General features: G+C 32.3%; 16 protein-coding genes. 8 read left to right on the forward strand and 8 right to left on the reverse strand.

The window, feature by feature from the left end; translation table 11 throughout:
* Positions 1-25: 25 nt before the first annotated feature.
* The 4 genes from MPR_RS08265 (at position 26) to MPR_RS08280 (ending at position 5,670) form a co-directional block, all read left to right on the forward strand.
* Positions 26-1,513, forward strand: coding sequence for a S41 family peptidase (locus tag MPR_RS08265; RefSeq protein WP_041891390.1), 1,488 nt, complete (start codon positions 26-28; stop codon positions 1,511-1,513).
* A 115-nt stretch (positions 1,514-1,628) separates the two neighbouring features.
* Positions 1,629-2,339 carry a sterol desaturase family protein gene (locus MPR_RS08270; protein WP_041891394.1) on the forward strand — a complete coding sequence of 237 codons (711 nt, stop codon included), beginning with the start codon at positions 1,629-1,631 and terminating at the stop codon, positions 2,337-2,339.
* A gap of 262 nt (positions 2,340-2,601) precedes the next feature.
* Positions 2,602-3,735, forward strand: a complete 1,134-nt coding sequence (locus MPR_RS08275) for a hypothetical protein (protein ID WP_235280646.1) — start codon at positions 2,602-2,604, stop codon at positions 3,733-3,735.
* 156 nt (positions 3,736-3,891) lie between these two features.
* A complete protein-coding gene (locus MPR_RS08280; RefSeq protein ID WP_041891400.1) occupies positions 3,892-5,670 on the forward strand; it encodes an aminopeptidase P family protein in 1,779 nt (592 codons plus the stop codon).
* A gap of 51 nt (positions 5,671-5,721) precedes the next feature.
* On the opposite strand, the gene MPR_RS08285 is transcribed toward MPR_RS08280, so the two are convergent.
* Positions 5,722-6,585: a hypothetical protein gene (locus MPR_RS08285; RefSeq protein ID WP_041891404.1), complete on the reverse strand. Its 864-nt coding sequence runs from the start codon at positions 6,583-6,585 to the stop codon at positions 5,722-5,724.
* A 671-nt stretch (positions 6,586-7,256) separates the two neighbouring features.
* The gene (locus MPR_RS08290) at positions 7,257-7,751 is read right to left on the reverse strand and encodes a GNAT family N-acetyltransferase (RefSeq protein WP_041891407.1); all 495 of its coding nucleotides are present in this window, start codon (positions 7,749-7,751) and stop codon (positions 7,257-7,259) included.
* A gap of 178 nt (positions 7,752-7,929) precedes the next feature.
* On the opposite strand from MPR_RS08290, the gene aroC reads away from it, so the two are divergent.
* On the forward strand, positions 7,930-8,997 hold the full coding sequence (gene aroC, locus MPR_RS08295) for a chorismate synthase (RefSeq protein ID WP_006258970.1): 1,068 nt from the start codon (positions 7,930-7,932) through the stop codon (positions 8,995-8,997).
* A gap of 3 nt (positions 8,998-9,000) precedes the next feature.
* Here the strand turns inward: aroC and MPR_RS08300 are convergent, their stop codons facing one another.
* Genes MPR_RS08300 through hutI form a run of 4 tightly spaced genes read right to left on the reverse strand, consistent with a single transcriptional unit; the run spans position 9,001 to position 13,353 of the window.
* Complete coding sequence (locus tag MPR_RS08300) at positions 9,001-10,350, reverse strand: HAMP domain-containing sensor histidine kinase (RefSeq protein ID WP_041891410.1); 1,350 nt, start codon at positions 10,348-10,350, stop codon at positions 9,001-9,003.
* Between the two features lies 1 nt (position 10,351).
* Entirely contained in the window at positions 10,352-11,026 is a 675-nt protein-coding gene (locus tag MPR_RS08305; protein WP_041891413.1) for a response regulator transcription factor, read from the reverse strand.
* A gap of 2 nt (positions 11,027-11,028) precedes the next feature.
* Complete coding sequence (locus tag MPR_RS08310) at positions 11,029-12,072, reverse strand: formimidoylglutamase (protein ID WP_041891415.1); 1,044 nt, start codon at positions 12,070-12,072, stop codon at positions 11,029-11,031.
* 39 nt (positions 12,073-12,111) lie between these two features.
* Positions 12,112-13,353: an imidazolonepropionase gene (hutI, locus tag MPR_RS08315; protein ID WP_041891419.1), complete on the reverse strand. Its 1,242-nt coding sequence runs from the start codon at positions 13,351-13,353 to the stop codon at positions 12,112-12,114.
* Positions 13,354-13,432: 79 nt separating this feature from the next.
* Between hutI and corA the strand changes: the two genes are divergently transcribed.
* Complete coding sequence (gene corA / locus MPR_RS08320; RefSeq protein ID WP_041891422.1) at positions 13,433-14,518, forward strand: magnesium/cobalt transporter CorA; 1,086 nt, start codon at positions 13,433-13,435, stop codon at positions 14,516-14,518.
* Positions 14,519-15,626: 1,108 nt separating this feature from the next.
* A complete protein-coding gene (locus MPR_RS08325; RefSeq protein WP_041891425.1) occupies positions 15,627-16,661 on the forward strand; it encodes an LLM class flavin-dependent oxidoreductase in 1,035 nt (344 codons plus the stop codon).
* A gap of 63 nt (positions 16,662-16,724) precedes the next feature.
* Here MPR_RS08325 and pdxR read toward each other — a convergent pair whose 3' ends face one another.
* Entirely contained in the window at positions 16,725-18,137 is a 1,413-nt protein-coding gene (gene pdxR, locus MPR_RS08330; RefSeq protein WP_041891428.1) for a MocR-like pyridoxine biosynthesis transcription factor PdxR, read from the reverse strand.
* Positions 18,138-18,260: 123 nt separating this feature from the next.
* Positions 18,261-18,728: a hypothetical protein gene (locus MPR_RS08335; protein WP_041891431.1), complete on the reverse strand. Its 468-nt coding sequence runs from the start codon at positions 18,726-18,728 to the stop codon at positions 18,261-18,263.
* A gap of 763 nt (positions 18,729-19,491) precedes the next feature.
* On the opposite strand from MPR_RS08335, the gene MPR_RS08345 reads away from it, so the two are divergent.
* Positions 19,492-20,226 (forward strand): OmpA family protein, encoded by a 735-nt coding sequence (locus MPR_RS08345; RefSeq protein WP_041895298.1) that lies wholly within the window; start codon positions 19,492-19,494, stop codon positions 20,224-20,226.
* Positions 20,227-20,273 lie beyond the last annotated feature (47 nt).

The raw sequence follows: 20,273 nt of genomic DNA on the forward strand, positions 1-20,273 counted from the left end.
TTAGATAATTTAATTGAGAACAGGAATGATAAAAAAAGGTTTATTATTAATTGCCTTATTATTGAGTAGTTCTTTTGTATTAGGACAGAAGAAATATTCGGAGTTGACGAAAGAAGATTATTTAAATGATTTTGATATACTTATTAATATTATAAAAAAGCAACACCCTAATCCATTTCGAACTATTAGTGAAAAGGACTTGGATGCAAAAGTTGCTGAAATAAGAAAAAAACTAGAAGAGAATCCTTCTTATGCTAATTTCTTATTATCTAATCCGATTCCTTTAATTCATGATGCTCACTCTTCATTGAGTACAGATAGTACCGTTTTTGAGGATTTTACAAAGGAAACTTCTTTTTTTCCAATTAATACAATTGTCTATGATGGAAAGGTGTTTGTGAATCAACACAACCCTACTATACCTGTAGGAAGTATTATTACCAAAGTAAATGATGTAAAATCAGGAGATTACTTAAAGCGTATTAATGTAACCACGGATGGAAGTATAGAAGCTGATGATGCAAAGGACTTTTCGTTCTATGTGTCTTTAATGAGTCCTGAGCAAGAGTATAAAATCACTTATCTTGATAGTCTAAATGCTGTAGAGAGTAAAGAAGCTACACTGAAGGCAGTTAACTATGCACGAAATTATTACAATGTACAGAAAGCTATATTGCCAGTAGACATCATTAGTTATTCTTATGGAATCTATGGGCAGAAGGTCAATGACGATACATACTGCTTAACAATTAAGACTTTTGCTTTTTCAGAAGAGTTCGCTTACCAGAAGTTAAGTTCTTTCTTTGAGAAGATTAATGAAGAAGGAGTGAAGAATTTAATTATTGATATCAGAGGTAATGGAGGAGGATATCTTAGTAATATTCCTTTGTTTTACTCTTTTATATCACAAGAAAAAGTGTTTAAGAACAATTACAGATATGCAACTAAGGTAATAGATATCAATGTACGTGAGAATCTTATAGATGCTAGTGGTAGACAGTATTCTGATATGGATATTAAGAATATGAATAACTTTATGTTCCAGCGATATGACAAGAGCGAGGTAGAAGGAGATGAGTACTACTATGGTAATAATCGATTAGATGAGTCTTATGTAGAGAACTATCCTCGTGATCGTTATTTCTTTGAAGGGAATACGATGTTATTAATAGATAATAACACAGTGTCTGCAGCAGCGTATTTTGCTTCTTTGTTTAAAGAGAATAAAAGAGGAATTATCATAGGACAAGAGACACGTACATGTAGTAACTTCACTACTGCATCTTGGTTTATTAATTATAAACTGCCTAATACGCAGACGGTGGTAGATTTGCCTCGATCAGAAGTGTTCTTTAATAATTCTATCAGTACAGAGAAGGGGTGTAGAGGAGTACTACCAGACTATACTGTAGATGAAAAAGGTTTTTATAGAAGTATCTTAAACGAAGAAGACCCTGAACTTACATTTGCTTTAGATTTACTAAAGAGACAAGCTCAGAATGAAGAACAGTAATTAAGAATACTCTAAATAAATATAGATATAAGATGTAGAAGGATGACTCAAGCAGTCATCCTTTTTATTATATGTTTTTTGTAAGTTTGATTATTAATAATATAAATAGAGAACCATGTTAGATCTAGTGATCGGAATGTCTATTACACAACTAATCCTTTTTAGTATAGTATTGAATATACTGTTCTATGGTGTATCTATTGGATTGTATTTGACTTTAAACAGATGTAAGAAGGGAGAGTATATCCAAGAAATAAAACAAGAGATTACTAGAAGGGATCTAATATTATCATTTGTTGTTTTACTGTGTAATGCAGGCGTTTTTGTATTAGGAGTAGGGTTGTATAATTATGGGTATATTCATGTTCTAGAAGGTAGCTCTATCACTGTTATAGCTCTACAAACATTAGGACTAGTGATCGGTATGGACTTTCTGATGTATGTATTTCACAGATTAGCTCATATCCCGATTTTTTATCCATTAGCGCATCTAAGACACCATGAGCACAACAGTGTTAATGCGATAAGTTTATTTGTATTACATCCACTAGAGGCTATTGGTTTTGGTCTATTGTTTATCTTGTTGTTGTGTATATATCCCTTTGACACTTTTTCGATAGGATTTTATTTACTTATTAATCTTATTTGGGGAACTATAGGTCATATAGATAAGGATGTGTTTAAGAATACTTACTTTGAATGTTGGACACGAGATATACTGTGCCTTACCTTGTTTCACAATATTCATCATCAAGATCCGAACTGTAATTATGGTTTTTACACATTATTATGGGATAAACTTTTTAAAACGTATCGAAAAGTATAGTAAATGCCTTGTAAATATTTGAATATTAGCAGGGTACTAATTTTTTTACTATCATTATAATGATGTGATTTACTTGTTTCCATTTGTAAGGTGTTGATATATAATGGTGTCTATATCTATACAGTGGTTTATAACTATCTATTTAATTGTTTTTGGAAACGTAATTTTATTTTTTTGTCATTTGAAATTTGTAAATTTGATATTCATGGTTTTAGACAAGGAGTTTAGGATTATGTATACTATGTTATTTAAAAAGAAAAATATGAAAAAGGGTATTGTAATATTGGCACTAAGTATAGGAGGAGTACTATATGCGCAAGATCATACTACAGTGACAGATTCTATACATAGAGATACTCTTAAGTTGAAGGATATTAGTTATCTAGTAGAGACTTCTACTGTTAATGATAGTTTGAAAGTTGTAGAGAAGGCAGCGTCATATCCTAATACACTAACTATGCTAACGGATCGATTAAAGTTTATTTCACTTTATGATCAGCAAGCTAAGGCATATATAGAGGTAGAGAACAAACAAGATACAATACAGGTAAACGCTATATATCAAGAAGGGGAGATATATAACGGATTATTAGTAGAAGAAAATGTATCTAATGATCTTGATATTGTCTATTATAAAGATGCTATTCCGAGATATCGTTATACTACAGATCATGATTATCATTACTACACGTTATTATCTAGTGAGTTAGATAAGAACGATTCCATACGTGGACAGTTCTATGATTTACATGAAGGGAGTCTATTACCTTTAAAGCAATACTATGTAGATGGACAATGGGTAACAACATGGCAGAAAGGCTTAGAACAGCAAGAAGTAGTGATAAATGGCTTATCTACACCTGTTACCTTATTTTCTTCATTAGACAATAAAAAAGAGCGCATGTTATGGAAAATAAAGGATGAACACGAGGTCTTACATTATGTTTTTTTACAGAGAGTAGGTAATGTTCTCTTAGTATATGAACAGACTTGTCCTACAGTAGAAGGAGAAGAAATATATTTAAATATTGCCTCTATCATTAATGTTGGCTTTGATAAGAAAAGAGTTACCGCAAGGACTAATGATAAGGAATCTATCTCTGATGTTTACTTTGAAAACTTTGGTAAACGCGATTGGAAAAAGCCTAATCAGTATGTTTTTGATTATTATAGAAGATCTGATAAGAAGCTTGTACGTGCTCGTGCTGTACTAGATCCAACTGTGATGAGTAATAAGGTGTTCTCAGACTTTATAATCGCTTTAGTGAATAATCCAGAGTTGTTTAGAAGAGACGTTCATTTAAAAGATTTTTCTTTTGAAGATGTATTGAGTAAACAAATTCTACGATTAAATTCTACGATTAAGCCAACTCACATTTTAGACGAACAGAAATAAAATAAAAGAAGCCAACTAAATGTTGGCTTTTTTACATTTAAGGGATTAGAAATTAAGCTAGTATCTACAGAAGTAAAAACTATTCTAATTTAACAGATTTATCTTTTTGTAGTACTCGTCATTTTGTACCTTTAGCTTGAAAAATTTATTATCATAATGACATATTTAGAAAAATTATCGAAGATACGTTCACTGATGAAGGAGAGAGGAATTGATGGATACATTATCCCTTCTTCAGATCCACATATCAGTGAATATTTACCAGATTATTATAAGTGTATAGTTTGGACATCTGGTTTTAGTGGTTCAGCAGGAACATTAGTGATTACACAAGATTTTGCTGGATTATGGACTGACTCTCGTTATTTTGTACAAGGACCAGCACAGTTAAAAGGTTCTGGTTTTGAGTTAGTAAAATTAAAAGTTCAACATGCACCAGAGTATGTGTCATGGTTAGGAGATAAATTACAAGCAGGAAATACAGTTGCCTTTGATGGTAACTTAGCTTCATTAGCAGTAGCGAATGCTGTAAATACTATATTAGGTCCTTTAAACATTAAGGTAGATGGTCATGTAGACTTATTAGATGTAATATGGAATGATAGACCAGCTTTACCTACAGAGCCAGCTTATACATTACCTATTTCTATTACAGGGCAATCTACTCCAGATAAGATAGCAGCTGTACGCAAAGTTTTAAAACAAAAAAGAGCGACATGTCACCTAATTTCATCTTTAGATGATTTAGCTTGGGTATTGAATATTAGAGGTACAGATGTAAAATGTAATCCTGTTACACTAGGGTTTGTATTTATTAGTCAAGATAAATCAATCTTATTCATTGATTCTAAGAAATTAGATAAAGGTACAGCTGAGGAATTACAAGGGTATGGTATCTTAATCAAACCTTATGAGGAAGTAAGAAATTACCTAAAATCACTAGGAACAAGCGAAACTATCTTGTTAGATCCTAAGCGTACTTGTTTTGCTACTTATGATTCTGTTCCTGAGGGAGTAACTATCTTAGAGGATATGAACCCGTCTACTATGCTAAAAGCAGTGAAGAATGAAGTGGAGTTAAACCATGAGAGACATGCCATGATTAATGATGGTGTAGCACTGACGAAGTTCTTTAAATGGATAGAAGAAAATGTAGCTTCAGGCGAATTATCTGAGATGAGTATTGCAGATCATTTAAGAGGATTACGTGCAGAACAGCCAGGTTTTAAAGATATTAGTTTTGATACTATTGCTGGATATAAAGATCACGGAGCTTTACCACACTATAAGGCAGAACTGGATAGCAACTATAAATTAGAGGCTAAAGGATTGCTTTTAGTAGATTCTGGTGGACAATACGAGACAGGAACTACAGATATTACACGTGTAGTATCTTTAGGACAGTTGACTCAAGAAGAAAAAGAAGATTACACTATTGTTTTAAAAGGAACGATAGAAGGATCTATGGCTATCTTCACTAAAGGTACTAGAGGATATCAAATCGATGCTATAACACGTCGTCCTATCTGGGCTACTATGCGTAACTATGGACATGGTACAGGTCATGGAGTAGGATTCTTCTTGAACGTACACGAGGGGCCTCATACTTTTAATGGTGCTGCAGTAGATATTGCGATAGAGCCAGGAATGATCAGTTCTATAGAACCAGGATTATACAGAGAAGGTAAGCACGGTATTCGTATCGAAAACTTAGTAGTATCTAAGGATTTAGCTTCTAATCAATTCGGTGATTTTATGGATTTCGAAACAATCACCATCTGTTATATCGCAACAGATTTAGTAGAGAAGTCACTATTAGATCAAGTACATATTGATTGGTTAAATAACTATAATCAATGGGTGTATGAATCTTTAGAATCAAAATTATCAGCTGAAGAAGCTGCTTGGTTAAAAGAAAAGACAAAAGCAATTTAAGTTGCACATAAAAAAAGGTTGATTCATTTGAATCAACCTTTTTTACTTTTATTACGCTTGTAATATGTTTGAGTAGCGAATAATAGGATTATATCCGTTACTTTCAAATTTTTTGTACTTTGTGATTAATGACTCAGTAGACTTAAAACCACATACATCAGCAATCTCCTCAAATGAATTCTTCGTAAAGAATACAAGTTCCAAACTCTGTAAGTACTTTCTCTTATCATAAAAGGTAAGATACTCCTCTCCAAAGAAATAGATGAAATCATTATTAAAATCTACACTAGAGATACTCTTCTTATCTAGGGCATCTTTTAGAGCCTGTGGTGTTGTTACTTTACTTAACGCTAATTCTCTATAAAGCTTTACATACTTAGCCTTGTCTTTCATATAGAAATCTACTTCTAATAAAGAATCAATACGTTCATTACGAATGTTTAAGTAGAATAAGTTTAGTATAAATTCTCCTGTCTTAGAATCTTTAAATAAAGTTCCTCCTAAGCCACATAGTCTATTCTCTCTATTCAGACAATTAAACTTAATGTAATGATAGGTGTCTTCGCTCAGTCCTTTAGTTAAAAAAGGAAGATCACCTAGTACTACTTTTAAAATCTGCTGTTGAACTTTAGGTTCAAACTTGTCAAAATTAATATCTCTTACTTGTTTAAAATTTTTATCTAATACTAATGAGAAGGCTTCTGCATATTGGACATTATCTTTCTCTTGTTGTATAGTCGCATAGTTTAAGTGAACTAATGACTTATACAGTGTAGTTGTCATAGAATCAAAATAATTGTAATGAAATCGTTGCCAAGCTAGAGAATGCTTGTTCGTTTTAATGTTGAGGTTAGTAAATTTCTCTACGAATACCCCCAGGACATCTGAGAGTTCTTCAAATAATTCAAGTGTCATAATAAGTTGTTTGATTAGTTAGGTTTTGTTAAGGACAATTTATATAATTTTTCTATAAAAACAAACAAGAATATTTTAATTTAAGTATTTATTCCTGTGTTAAAATTGTAAATAGCTAAATAATTTCGGTATACTGTTGCATTATAATCAATGTGGGTCAAGTGCCTAAAGTCTGTATAACCGTGGTGTTTAGAAGGATTTAGTATTAAAATTGAAAACAAAAATGGGGAGAAATGAAAGATGTTTTTTTACATTATCTTTGTCTATAAAAAGTTCTGTAAAAATGAAAAAACTTTCTAAAAACAGGGATTTAAGTTCTTATTATAAAGCTTTTTTTAGACTATGAACGATTGGTAAAGTAAAGAAAAGGTAACTTTTGTTCTTAGGACTACTGCTTTTAGTAGTATATGGATGTAAAAATAAGAGTAGAGTTACCTCTTAGTAGAGTTGTGGTTAATCCTAAATATAGGATGGTGTATGTGCCGTTATAGTTGGACGAGACATCTCTCATTTGACTTGAGTCTGTTGTAAGTCCGTTATGAGTGCGTAGTGAGTCCGTTAAAACAAACATTATTACGGATTCACTACGGAAATATTATGCTAAGAAGATAGCAGGATTAGCAATCTTAGTGCTAAGAGGTAGCAATGAGTATAGAAGATATACTAAGTGGTTACTTTTTAATGTAGTTCATTTGTTTACTAAACCATTGTTCTCCGTTCGGTAGATCAAAACTTCTCATAGGAACATCAGCAAAGGTAAAGCCTATTTTTTCATAACATTTAATAGCTCCAATATTCCAATCAAATACATTAAGGATAACAGAATCACTTTGAATGTCATTTAGACAATAATCTACAAAGGCTTGCATCATCTTTTGTCCATATCCTTTTCCTCTATTGTTTCGATCACCTACTACTATACGAGCTAGTTTAGTAGCATTATTCTCCATTAAAATAATTTCACCTACTCCAATTGTAGTCTCATTATCACTATCGATTGCTTTAAAGAATAAAGAATTTTCGACTTTTAAGAATTGTTCGACTTGATCCTCTGTTAGAGGGTAAGTAAATGCAGTTCCTCCAAATTGAAGTAGTTCTTCTTCCGTAAAATTCCAATCTATAATTAATGGAATATCAGTTTTCGTAAATGGTTTTATTATAATCATATTATTAATTTGATTTACAAATATACTGATATATGATAAAATGGAGAGGGGGAGTTAGAATATAAAAGAAATAGAATCAGCGTTAGCGGTAGGAATAGAATGGCATTTGTCAAAAAATATCCAAAATAACAAGGTGCAAAACTTAGAAAAGTAGTAAACTTGTATAAAATACATTAATATGGCAGGTAATACTTATGGCAATAGATTTAGAGTAACTACTTTCGGTGAATCTCATGGAGTAGCGATCGGTGGTATTATAGACGGTTGTCCAGCAGGAATAGAGTTAGATTTAGAACAAATCCAGTTGGAATTAGACAGACGTAAACCAGGTCAATCTAAGATAGTTACACAGCGAAAAGAAGCAGATGAAGTAAAGTTTCTTTCAGGAATATTTGAAGGGAAGACAACAGGTACTCCTATTGGTTTTGTAATTGAAAATACAAATTCAAAATCAAAGGATTATGATCATATCAAAGATATTTATCGTCCAAGCCATGCAGATTATGTATATGATGAAAAATATGGACATCGTGACCACAGAGGAGGTGGGCGTAGTTCTGCTCGTGAGACTGCCAGTAGAGTAGTAGCGGGAGCAATAGCAAAGCAAGTATTAAAAGAAATAAAAATAACAGCTTATGTATCTTCAGTAGGAGATATTGCTGTTGAGAAAAAATACAGTGAATTAGATTTTAACGAGATAGAGAACAATCCTGTTCGTTGTGCTGATCCTATTAAAGCAGTAGAGATGGAGACTTTAATTAAGGAAGTCAAAAAAGATGGGGATTCTATAGGAGGAACTATTATATGCGTGGTACAGAATGTGCCTGTAGGATTAGGAGAACCTGTGTTTGACCGACTTGATGCTGATTTGGCTAAAGCTATGCTAGGGATCAATGCTGTTAAAGGAGTAGAGTTTGGTCGTGGTTTTGAAGGGACAAAGATGAGAGGTAGCCAACATAATGATTCTATTCTTCCTGATGGCTCTACAACAACAAATAATGCAGGAGGAATCGTAGGAGGTATAAGTAACGGAATGGATATCTATTTCAAAGTTGCTTTTAAACCAACAGCTACTTTAATGAAAGATCAACAATCCATCAATACCGCACATGAAGTGGTGACTGTACAAGGGAAAGGAAGACATGACGCGTGTGTATTACCACGTGCAGTACCTATTGTGGAAGCGATGACTGCAATTACTCTTCTAGATTTTTATATTGAACAGTTTGGATTCAAAAGAAAATAGACTTTAAAAAATTAAAGAAATAACTGTTCCTTGTTCTAACTGAGAAGTAATATCAAATTGAATACGATGTTGCTCAAAGATAATAGTAGCAAGGGACAGTCCTATACCACTACCTTTAATTTCGCCTACATTCTTTCCTCTATAGAATGTTTGTTTTATAAAAGCTAATTCTTCTTCAGATATACCCTTTCCTTGATCTTCTACACTTAACTTAAGTCTGTTATTTTGAAGAGACAGATCTATCGTAATAGGCTTGCTATTAGAGTATTTTACAGCATTTTCGACAATATTGTATAAGGCTAGATGGATTAGCGTTTCATTACCTTTATATTCTAGTTTAGTGAAGTCATTTACATTGATATTGATTTGTAATGTGGTCTGTAGCTCTGTTAACTTATCTTGTAGTGCTTCATATATATTCCAGATTATCTCGTCTATTCTAAATAGACTAGCATCTTTCTCTGTGTTTTTTAATCCTGATAATAAAAGAAGGTTACTTAAGATATTCTCTATTTTGTAAACATTTTTTAAAGCTTCTTTGACTACTTGATTATATTCTTCAGGAGAACGTTCTTTCTGAGCAAAAACCTCTAGGTTACCACTGATAGCTGTAAGGGGAGTCTTAAACTCATGAGAAACATAGTTAATAAAGTTCTTTTGAATCAAGAATGTTTCAGATAGCCTTATTAATAGGTTGTTATAAGTAGAGATTAATTCTTCTAATTCATCATTTGTTTTTGGTACTTCTATCCCGTTTTCTAGATTAGAGTAGTTTACTTCATTTACCTGTTGAACGATATTCTTAAGAGGCTTATAGGCAATATTAGAGATGTATTTACTTAAGAAATAAATGGCTAGTAATCCTCCTACAAGTACAATGCATAGGATAAGAATAAGGCTTTTCATCTGATTCATAAAGTCAGCTGTAGACTCTCTCGTATAGACTACAAAATCCCCTTGATTATCAGGGTAATATATTCCGTAATAGAAAAAGTCATTTGCTTTAAATCGATGTGATTTATCTGTTCTCGTTTTGCTTAAAATAGCGTTTGTCAGTACAGGATCATTAACTAGAGCTCCATAGGATAACTGATTACTAAAGTTATATACAGCTACATTTTTAGACTGAATAGTAGCTCTAAACTCTTCTTTTACAACAGAATGCTCTGTATGAGATAGCTCGTCTTGTTCTAAGTAATATATTGCAGATAGGAGAGTAGTATTCTTCAGATTGTTAAACACAGACTCTTGTGTCTTAGAGAAGTAAGCTAAGAATATAATAAGTGATGCAATAAAAAATACTATACCGAATACTATAGTACTGTATGTGGTAAGACGAGTGCGTAAATTCATATTATTCTTGTAGCATATAGCCAGTTCCTTTTATGGTGTGTATCATTTTTACTTTAGATTCATCTATTTTACTTCTGAGGTAAGATATATAGACATCTACTACATTAGTATTGGTATCAAATTGTATTCCCCATACACGTTCTAGAATCTGCATCCTAGAGACTACGCGATCTTTATTTTCTAATAAGAAAAGTAATAATTTGTATTCTCTAGGAGACAGGTCTATTGTTTTACCTCCTTGTGTAACTAGGTGTTTCTCAGGGTCTAGTTTTAGGTCACTACAGATGTAAATATGGTCTTTCTTTTCGTAGTTAAATTTAGTTCGTCTTGTCAAAGCATTAATTCTCGATAGTAATTCGCTAAAGTGAAATGGCTTCGTTAGATAGTCATCTGCGCCACTGTCTAGAGCAGATATCTTATCAGTGGTTTCGCTTAGAGCACTTAATATCAGTATAGGGGTATAGTTCTTTTTAAAACGAATCATTTTGGTCAACTGAATACCATCTATACCTGGAAGCATAATATCCATCAAGATAAGATCCCAATCGGCATTAAGAATAAAATCTCTTGCCTCTTCTCCAGAAGCAGCAAGTTGTACTTGCATACCATTTTCTTTTAAACCTTTGACGATAAAATCGCTAATGCGAGAATCGTCTTCGACAAGTAATATATTCAAGATTAAAGTTTTTCTGTATTTGACTTGATAAAATCTGTTACTAAATAAGTGATTAACTTTCCTACAAGATGGCTGTTCTGTTCGAAATCTAAAGAAGGAGCCCCTTCACAAATGTGAATATATCCTACATTCTTAGATTTAGCAAAGTAGTGAATGAACTGTCTCAGTCTCTCAGCAGAGAAGCCTGTAGGAGTGATAGCACTACTAGCTACTAGTGGCACAGCATCTAAGTCTATTTCGATACCGTAAGTATTGTTTTCGATATGTCGTTGAGCTGTTAGCAATTCGGTGTCAAAAGATTTCTCTTTGCGAATGCGTATTTGCTCATAAGTATTATACTTAACGCGGTCCGCATGAAGTTTTATATCCCCAAAAACAGTCTTAGAAGTATAGTTCTCATGAAGACCGAAGATAAAATAGTTCTTTAAAAAACCTTCTTCGAATGCATAAGAAAACCCGTTACCACTATGTCTTCCTTCTAGTGGTCTAAAATCTGTATGCGCATCAAAGTTGATTACATTAATCGCTTTGCCTTTTGCTAAGGCAAGTCCTTTAATGTTACCGTAAGCATTATTGTGTCCACCACCTATAACAATAGGTATCTTGCCTGCTTTTACAATTTTAGCGATGGTATGTGACACTTCTTTATCTATACGAGACACTAATTCGAAGAGTCTTTTGCGATCTTCTCGATTATTAGGATCTAGTTGTTCTGCTTCTTTTTGCTCTTCACTGAAATCTAAATGGCCAATTAACGTAGTCCAGCTTCCTTTACAGAATCTGTTGTGTTGAATATTTAAAAGGCTGTTTAAGAAATTTTGCCAAGCAGAAGAAGTACCTGTACGACCTAGATTCGCTTTTACACCTATATCTTCAGGAATACCAATAATAGCATATTTAGCGTCTGTAGCAGCTAATTCGCTATGCCAATTCTCTTCTGATTCTAAAGTGTGAACTCTTTCTCCAAATTTGATTTCTCCACTTCTGAATTTGGTCAAGGCAACCAAATCAGTTTTCTTAAATAACACTAGTTTTTGTTTGTTCATAGCTATGTTGTTGTGATGCAATAGATACTAGGGTATCTTTTATTTTTGTATTTGTCCATTTAGAATTACCTGGTCTATAAGGTTGGAACCAAAAGCATAAGGTAATTCATAAAATGAATTTAGTGGTTTTGTGATAATTAAACTAGCTTTTTTGCCTTTTGTTATACTACCGTACTCTTGTTGTAGTCCCATTGCATAAGCTCCATTTATTGTAGCTGCATTAATTGCTTCTTCAGGAGTCATTTTCATTTTGATACATGCTGTAGCTACGACAAAGTTCATATTTCCAGACGGTGTAGTACCAGGGTTAGAATCAGAGGCTAAAGCTAGTGGTAGACCTGCTTCTAACATCTTTCTAGCAGGCGTATAAGGAATAGAGATAAAGAAAGAACATGTAGGCAAGGCTACAGGCATTGTCTTACTGTCTTTTAGGATTTCGATATCTTCGTCTGTTACTATTTCTAGGTGATCTACTGATAGCGCACCATTTTTTACACAAGTTTCGATTCCGCCAATAGCTGTAAATTGGTTAACGTGAACTTTAGCAATAAGCCCGTGTTCTTGTCCTGCTTTAATGATACGCTCTGTTTCTTCACAAGAGAAATAACCTGTCTCTAAGAAAGCGTCTACATATTCTGCTAAGTTTTCTTTAGCAATAGCAGGAATCATTTCATTGACTATAAGATCAATATAACCTTGGTGGTTATCTTTATATTCAGTAGGGAAGGCGTGAGCCCCTAAGAAAGTTGCTTTAATCGCGATAGGGTAGTTTTCTTTTAGTTTTTTAATCACGCGTAGCATTTTAAGCTCTGCTTCAACAGTAAGACCATATCCAGATTTAATTTCAACAGCTCCAGTACCTTGACTAATTACTTCTTCTAAACGTTTGCGCGATTGTTCATATAAATCTTCTTCTGAAGTTTCTTGTAGTTTCTTTGCAGAGTTTAAGATACCACCACCTCTGTTGAAGATCTCTTCATAACTAAGACCATTGATGCGGTCAACGAACTCTAATTCTCTATTACCAGCATAGACTAAGTGTGTATGACTATCTACCCATGTAGGTAAGATCGTTTTCCCAGTAGCATCTATTACTTGATCCATTTCATTCTCATTAGGACAAGTGTCCATCGTACCATAATCTGCTATCAAGTCGTGTTCAATAAGTAGATATGCATTGTCTAGCTTAGGTAAAGTTGCCATATCAGCTCCTGATACTTTCTCTATAGCTTCATTTCTAACTTGTAGTATTTCTTTTATATTCTTAATTAGTGTTTTCATATTTGTTTGAGTTGTTTTTTTAGGCTTATAAATGAGATAAAAGTCTAAAAACTTTTATCTTTAAGCAAATTTACAAAATGTGAGACGAGTTAAATATAAGAAAGCTAGAAAACTTCAACCAAATTCTTTAGAATATGCAGGTTCTTTCCCAGAAGTACCTATTTCTATGCAATTGTTCATTTATGATGAGAATACGTTCGAGGAGTACAATGATTTAAGTCTGAAGGAAATAGAAGAGATATTGATAGCAGCATCTCCTCATGCTATAAAATGGTTTAACTTACATGGACTGCATGATATAGATTTATTAAAAGAAGTAGGTAACTTTTTTCATATAGAGTCTTATATCATGGCAGAGATTCTAAATTTCTCTAGAAGAACTAGAGTGGAGGAGTTAGATAATACATTATTCTTTAGTGTTAAGGCTATTTTGCCGTATTCTAATGAAGATATTTTAGTAGGGATTGAACAGATAAGCTTTATCCTTCAAGAGAATGTACTGTTGTCATTTCAAGAAAAAAGAGGTGCGTTCTTTAATTTGATCAGAGAGCGTATTAGAACCAAAACAGGACAAATAAGAAGAAAAGATTCAGGATATCTATTATATGGATTACTAGATTCACTCATGGAGAGTTATTTCGTAACCTTAGACTTGATAGAAGATAATGTAGAACAAATCCTATTAGAAGCTAGAACTAAATATCACAAGCAAATTCTGGTAAGTATAGAAGAATATACTCAACAACTACAAGAGGTGAAGAGGGCTATTATACCGCTAAGAGAAGTGTTATACAATCTAAAAACACAACATGATAAAAAGAATGTAGAGTGCCAGATTAGCAGAAGTAGTATTGTTTTCTTTGATCGATTACAGTATAAAAGCTATGAAATGCTTGATCAAATCGATTATAATTTGAATAAATTAGATAGTGCTACCAACTATTATTTCTCATCTCAGAGCAATCGAATGAATGAGATCATGAAGGTATTGACTATTGTCTCTGTAGTCTTTATTCCGCTAACGTTTATCGTTGGAGTATATGGAATGAACTTTGAGAATATGCCAGAATTAAAAACAGAGAATGGATATTTCTATACTTTATGGGTAATGTTAGGTTTGGTTGTTTTAATGATTACCTATTTTAAATGGAGAAAATGGTTCTAATAAGCTTCTAGTGATATTAGATTGACTTTAAAAGTCGGGGAACGCATAAAACAATATCTTTGTTTTATGATGGATAGCAAAGAAATATTAAGCTACTCTAGGTAGAGCTTTCAATAGTGTAACAGTTGAAGAATAAAATAGTTGTATAGCTATTTATTTCGAAGAAAAAATGTTTACTTCCACTTTTTTCCATTTTCTTCCATTCTTTTCCGAATACTTCTCAATATTTCCAAAAAAGTCTATTTATTTCCATTTTTTAAACTATAAGTGTCTTATTATCAATGGTTATGTGTTTTAAACACACCCATTTATTCGGAAGCTCTTCGGAAGAGTTCAGTATTTGTTCGGACTGAGGGGCAGTTTTCCGAAGAGCACCCAAAGACTGCCCAATAAACTCCCGAAGAATATGCACTTAGGTTTCTAATTTTTAATGATCTTTAAGGATATATTATTATTGATAATCAAAGTAATTTTGCTGTTTTAGTAACGTTTAAAAATTACTATAGGATACGATAAAAAAAAGCTCTATCAACAACAATAGAGCTTTCATAATAGGAAACAACATTATAACTTAAATAGAACTTTATGTTCTATGATAGTTCTTTTTTAGCACTCAGTCTCTTTGTTAAATATTAAAATACTGAATAATAGTATTTTAATGATGTGAGACAAAAGATTTGTATTTACTTAAAAAGAGAAACATAATAATCTAGAATTTATACTTCTATTCCTCTTTATTATTAATCTTGTAGGACAAAAGTATAAAAAAAGCCTTGTATAATTTCCTAATTTGACGCTAAAACTTACTAAAAGTGTCCTTTTTGCGAATAAAACTTTTTGATTGTTAATCTGTATATCTTACAACTTCAAATTATATTAAAAGAGATTAAGTTCTTTAAATAAATGTAGAAAACTGTAATACTTTTATGTTTGAACAAGCTGTTTTTTTAACTTAAAATACCTTTTTCGTCATTTTCTTTGAATAATATTAAGCTTTCATCTAGTAGGGAGTGATTATTGACAATATGTGACGCGATATATCTTAATATAGATTAAGTATAATTCATATTAATAGGAGTAATTTTATACTATCATAAAAAAGAGAAAGATGGAAATAGGAATTAGCATGTTTGGGGATTTAAAATTCGACAAACAAAACAATAGTTATCAGTCAAGTACACAACGTATAAATGAGATTATAGAAGAGGTTAAATTAATGGATGAAGTAGGACTGGATGTTTTCGGTATAGGAGAACATCACCGTAAAGATTACGCAGTCTCTACTCCAGATATCATATTAGCCGGAGTAGCTACTGTAACTAAGAATATAAAATTAACAAGTGCAGTAACAGTATTAAGTTCTAATGATCCTGTGCGCGTGTATCAATCATTCTCTACTATAGACGCAATGTCTAATGGTAGAGCAGAGATTACGGTGGGACGTGGAAGTTTTATAGAGTCATTCCCTTTATTTGGATATGATCTTAATGACTACAATGAGTTGTTTACAGAAAAACTTAATTTGTTGTTGAATATCAATGCTATAGATGAACCATTGACATGGACAGGAAAACACAGAGCTTCTCTAAAAGAACAGCAGGTCTTTCCACGAAGTGAACAGCCAATGGATATATGGATTGCGGCAGGTGGAACACCAGAGTCTGTATTAAGAGCGGCTAAATTAGGATTACCACTTGTGTTTGCTATTATTGGTGGAATGCCAGAACAATATAAACCATTCTTCGATTATTATAAACAAGAGTATATCAATGCAGGTCATGATATTAGTAAGATGCAGATCGCTACTCACTCACATGGATTAGTAGGAGTAGATGGAAATGCGTTAGCTAAAGATTATTTCCCTGTATATAAAGAGCAGATGGATAGGATAGGAGCATCACGTGGATGGCAACCTTACACTTATGAGCAGTATGAAGGAGGAAGAAGTAGAGACGGCGCTTTATTCATAGGAGATGTAGATCAAGTAGTAGATAAAATTTTATATCATCAAGAGATGTTTGGATTAACACGTTGGTTAATGCATAGTGACTTAGGAGCACCTGATCACTTAACACAGATGAAAAATATAGAACTATTAGGTACTAAAATAGCTCCTGCAGTTAAAAAAGCTTTGCGTAAATAATACCAATGATTAGAGTAAAAAAATTCCTTTAGTAAAGTCTTTACTAAAGGAATTTTTTTATTGTTATAAATGTCTTTTTAAGCAAAGGATAGCTTCTTCTATTTGTCGTTCTGACAACGATCCGAAACTAAATCTAATCCCTTGTAATTTCTCGCTATAGGAGAACCTTTCGGGGCCCATAAAAGCAATTTTATCTAAGTCTAGTTTCTTTTTAAGTTTATCCCAATCTGTCTCTTTTTTAGGAACTAACCAGATTGCTAATCCTCCATCAGCGATTGTATAATTTACTTGTTCGTTAAGGTTTTTATCTAGTAAATTGGCAGTTATATCTCTCTTGTTTTTATAGTAGCTATGTGCTTTTTTTAAATGCTTTCTTATTGTCCCATCCTCCATTAATTGTAAGATAGCTTGTTCCATTATATTGTCACCTTGTACATCGATGATACTTCTTAGCTCTCCTATTTTTAGGATTAGATCACTATTGGTAGCTATATAACCGATACGAAGAGAAGGAGCTACGACTTTACTCAAAGTTCCTATATATACATAGTTTTGATTATTAGGTAAACTACTTATTGGCATAATGGGTCTATGTCCATAGTGAAACTCATAATCGTAATCATCTTCTATAATTGTAAAATTATAGAGATTAGATAGCTCTATTAGTTTATACCTTCTTTGTAAACTAAGGGTTGCTGTAGTTGGGTATTGATGGTGTGGGGTGATATAGATCGCTTTAATTTTTTTGTTTTCTTTTAGAAGGCGTTCTACCTGATCTATATTTATACCTTGTTCATCTACATCAGCATACAGTAATCTAGCTCCAGCATGCTCAAATGTGTGCCATGCCTTTCTATACCCAGGGTGTTCCACTATGATATAGTCATCTTTCTTTAATAATACTTGAGCGATAAGATACATGGCCATTTGGCTTCCTCTAGAAATACATATTTCCTCAGCAGTTACTTGCATTCCACGCCAATGATTAAGCATCTTACTAATATGTTCTCTAAACTCAAATAACCCTAATGGAGATGAATACCCCATCATCTGCCACTTTCCTTTTCGTTTAAATATTTGGCGATAAGCTCTAGCTAGTTCTTCTACAGGAGCAATAGTTGTGTCCGGATTTCCATCATCAACACTGATATTATAATGAATCGCTTTATGGCTATCATTCACTATAGGTTTCTTTTTTAGAGGAGTAGCATTTATCTCAGCAAGTTTAGAGACGAAAGTACCACTGCGAGATTTAGAATTGATCCAACCTTCACTTAATAATACATCATAGGCTTCTATAACAGTATTTCTGTTTACTCCTAAGATCTCTGCTAATTTTCTACTACCAGGTAAAGCTTCTTCTTCTTTTAGTTGCCCTGTTTTTATAGCTTCTATGATAGCATCAGCTATCTGAAGATAAATAGCTTTTTTTTCTGTATTACTGATTTGTATCTGTAACGGCCAAGGTCTAAGCATATTAATAAAATAGATGAAAGAATAATAGATTTAAACCTAGTCTACACTTCATCTTTAGATAAGGCATAGACTAGATTTAAAAGTTCAATCAAAGGTACAATGAAAAAGAGAATATAGTATTTATTAGTTTTTCTTTGTTATCAGTTTTATACAAGACGGTTGTCTCTCTATACAAGAGGTTCCGTCTGAAGAAGGGTAACAGATAGTCTTGTCATTAGGTGTAATACAATGGTTACTTCCATAGATTAGATATTCACCTTCTACACGAGGTATGGAAACTAGATGAGCAAGAGAAACAAGTGTGTAATCTTTTCTTTTAGAAACAAAATAGTATAGATTATTATGCTTCAAGATAGTTAGTATAGGAGAAGTGATTTTAGAAAAATGAGGAGAAAAGTACTCTTCGATTTCAGCTTTAAGAGCTTTAGGTTTGATTAGGAACTGATAAGATTCATTGCCTACGGAATCTCTTATAATTCGAACAATATTCTTTTCTTGTAGGGTTTTCTTTTGATAGGCAGTGATAGTAGTCTTTTTTTTCTGTCCAAAACTGTAAACGGTGCAGAACAAAAAGATAAGTAGGAATCTCATTGTTTAGAAGTGTATATGTTTAATAATAAGCGGACAAACACTATTCCAATTGTTAAGATTATGTATTAGTAAAATGTTAGTAAGGTGTTAAGCTTTGATTACCTATAAAACTCCCTAGAATTGGATGAGATAATACTTTATTTTTTTCTTTTTAAAGAGGAAGTATTTGTATTTATAGACTGGAATGATAATAAATCCTTTTTGTTTTAATTTTTTTGAGATAGAAATCGGTAAATTAGTTATGAGACATGAGTTTTTTCCTTTTATAGCACATTCTTTCAGTTGATTTATAATTTTCTTGTATTGATCATTAAGAGCATTTTCTGCAATATTATTAAGTTCTTCGGCTGTCATTATATTCTTAATTAAATATATTGTGTAGGTGTAAAATTATATAATTGATTAAAATAATTCTCAAAAACTGATTTTTTTATATTATTTTCATCTATATAAAGGGATTTTTTATTGAATTCATTATTTAGAAGTATAACTACTAATAATGTTTCTTTTTTGAAAGTGAAATCAATAATAATGGCTTTGTAAATTAACAATAACTGACAAGTATAGCTTAATGTTTGATTTTTTTAGTTTAAATTAGAATAAAAGATATTGTTGTTTTTGATATACTGATTTATTTTTATTTAAAATTCAAAAACAGTACTCGTTGCTTTAAATAAAAGAGCTATAATGTTAAAAATTGTAAAATAATATGTAGTTTTGTCTAAGAGCAATAACAATGTTTATTTGTTTATACTTAAATGATATGAAAAAATTACAATTAATTACTTTAGGATTTTCTTTATTTGGTTTTATGTCTATGTCTGCTCAGAAAGTAGAAGGTAGAGTATTTGATAAAAAAACAAATAATCCGATAGCAGAAGGAGAAGTAACGTTTTTTAATGATAAGGGTGATAGAATTGCTACAGTGTACACTTCTACAGATGGGGCTTATGTATTCGAGCCTAAGAGAATGGCAGACATTCATAAAGTATCTACAGCAGCAAAGAATTATAGTAAAGCAGAGGTTCTTTTGAATCAAATGGATAATGGTGTAGTAGCCAATTTTGGTTTAACGAGTGTACAAGAGACGCAAAATAAGAGCTATGCAACTGCGAGTGGGGATTATAATACATCTAGAACTTCTAATCAAAACTATGATAGTTCTACGTTGCCTTCTTTTTATTACGACTTTAATAGCTCTTATTTAAATGCTGATAATAAAGCATCTGTAGATGAGATAGTATCTTATATGTATAATAACGGAGAGGCTAGAGTAAGAGTGCACGTGTATTTTGATACTAGGGGTAATGCTAGATATGACGAATGGTTAGCTGATAGAAGAGCTGATAGAGTTATTAATTATATGATCATGAAAGGAATTTCTCCTTCAAGATTATTAAAATTAGTTGAAACTGTATACCAGAACGTACCACCTAAAGAAGGTAGTTATAGAAGTGGAGGATCAGAAAATAGAAGATGTGATTTTGACCTTATTTAAACGATAAGTATAAATATAGGAAGCTGGAAGTATTCATTACTTTCAGC

Origin of the sequence: Myroides profundi, from assembly GCF_000833025.1 — a bacterium.
Lineage (GTDB): Bacteria > Bacteroidota > Bacteroidia > Flavobacteriales > Flavobacteriaceae > Flavobacterium > Flavobacterium profundi_A.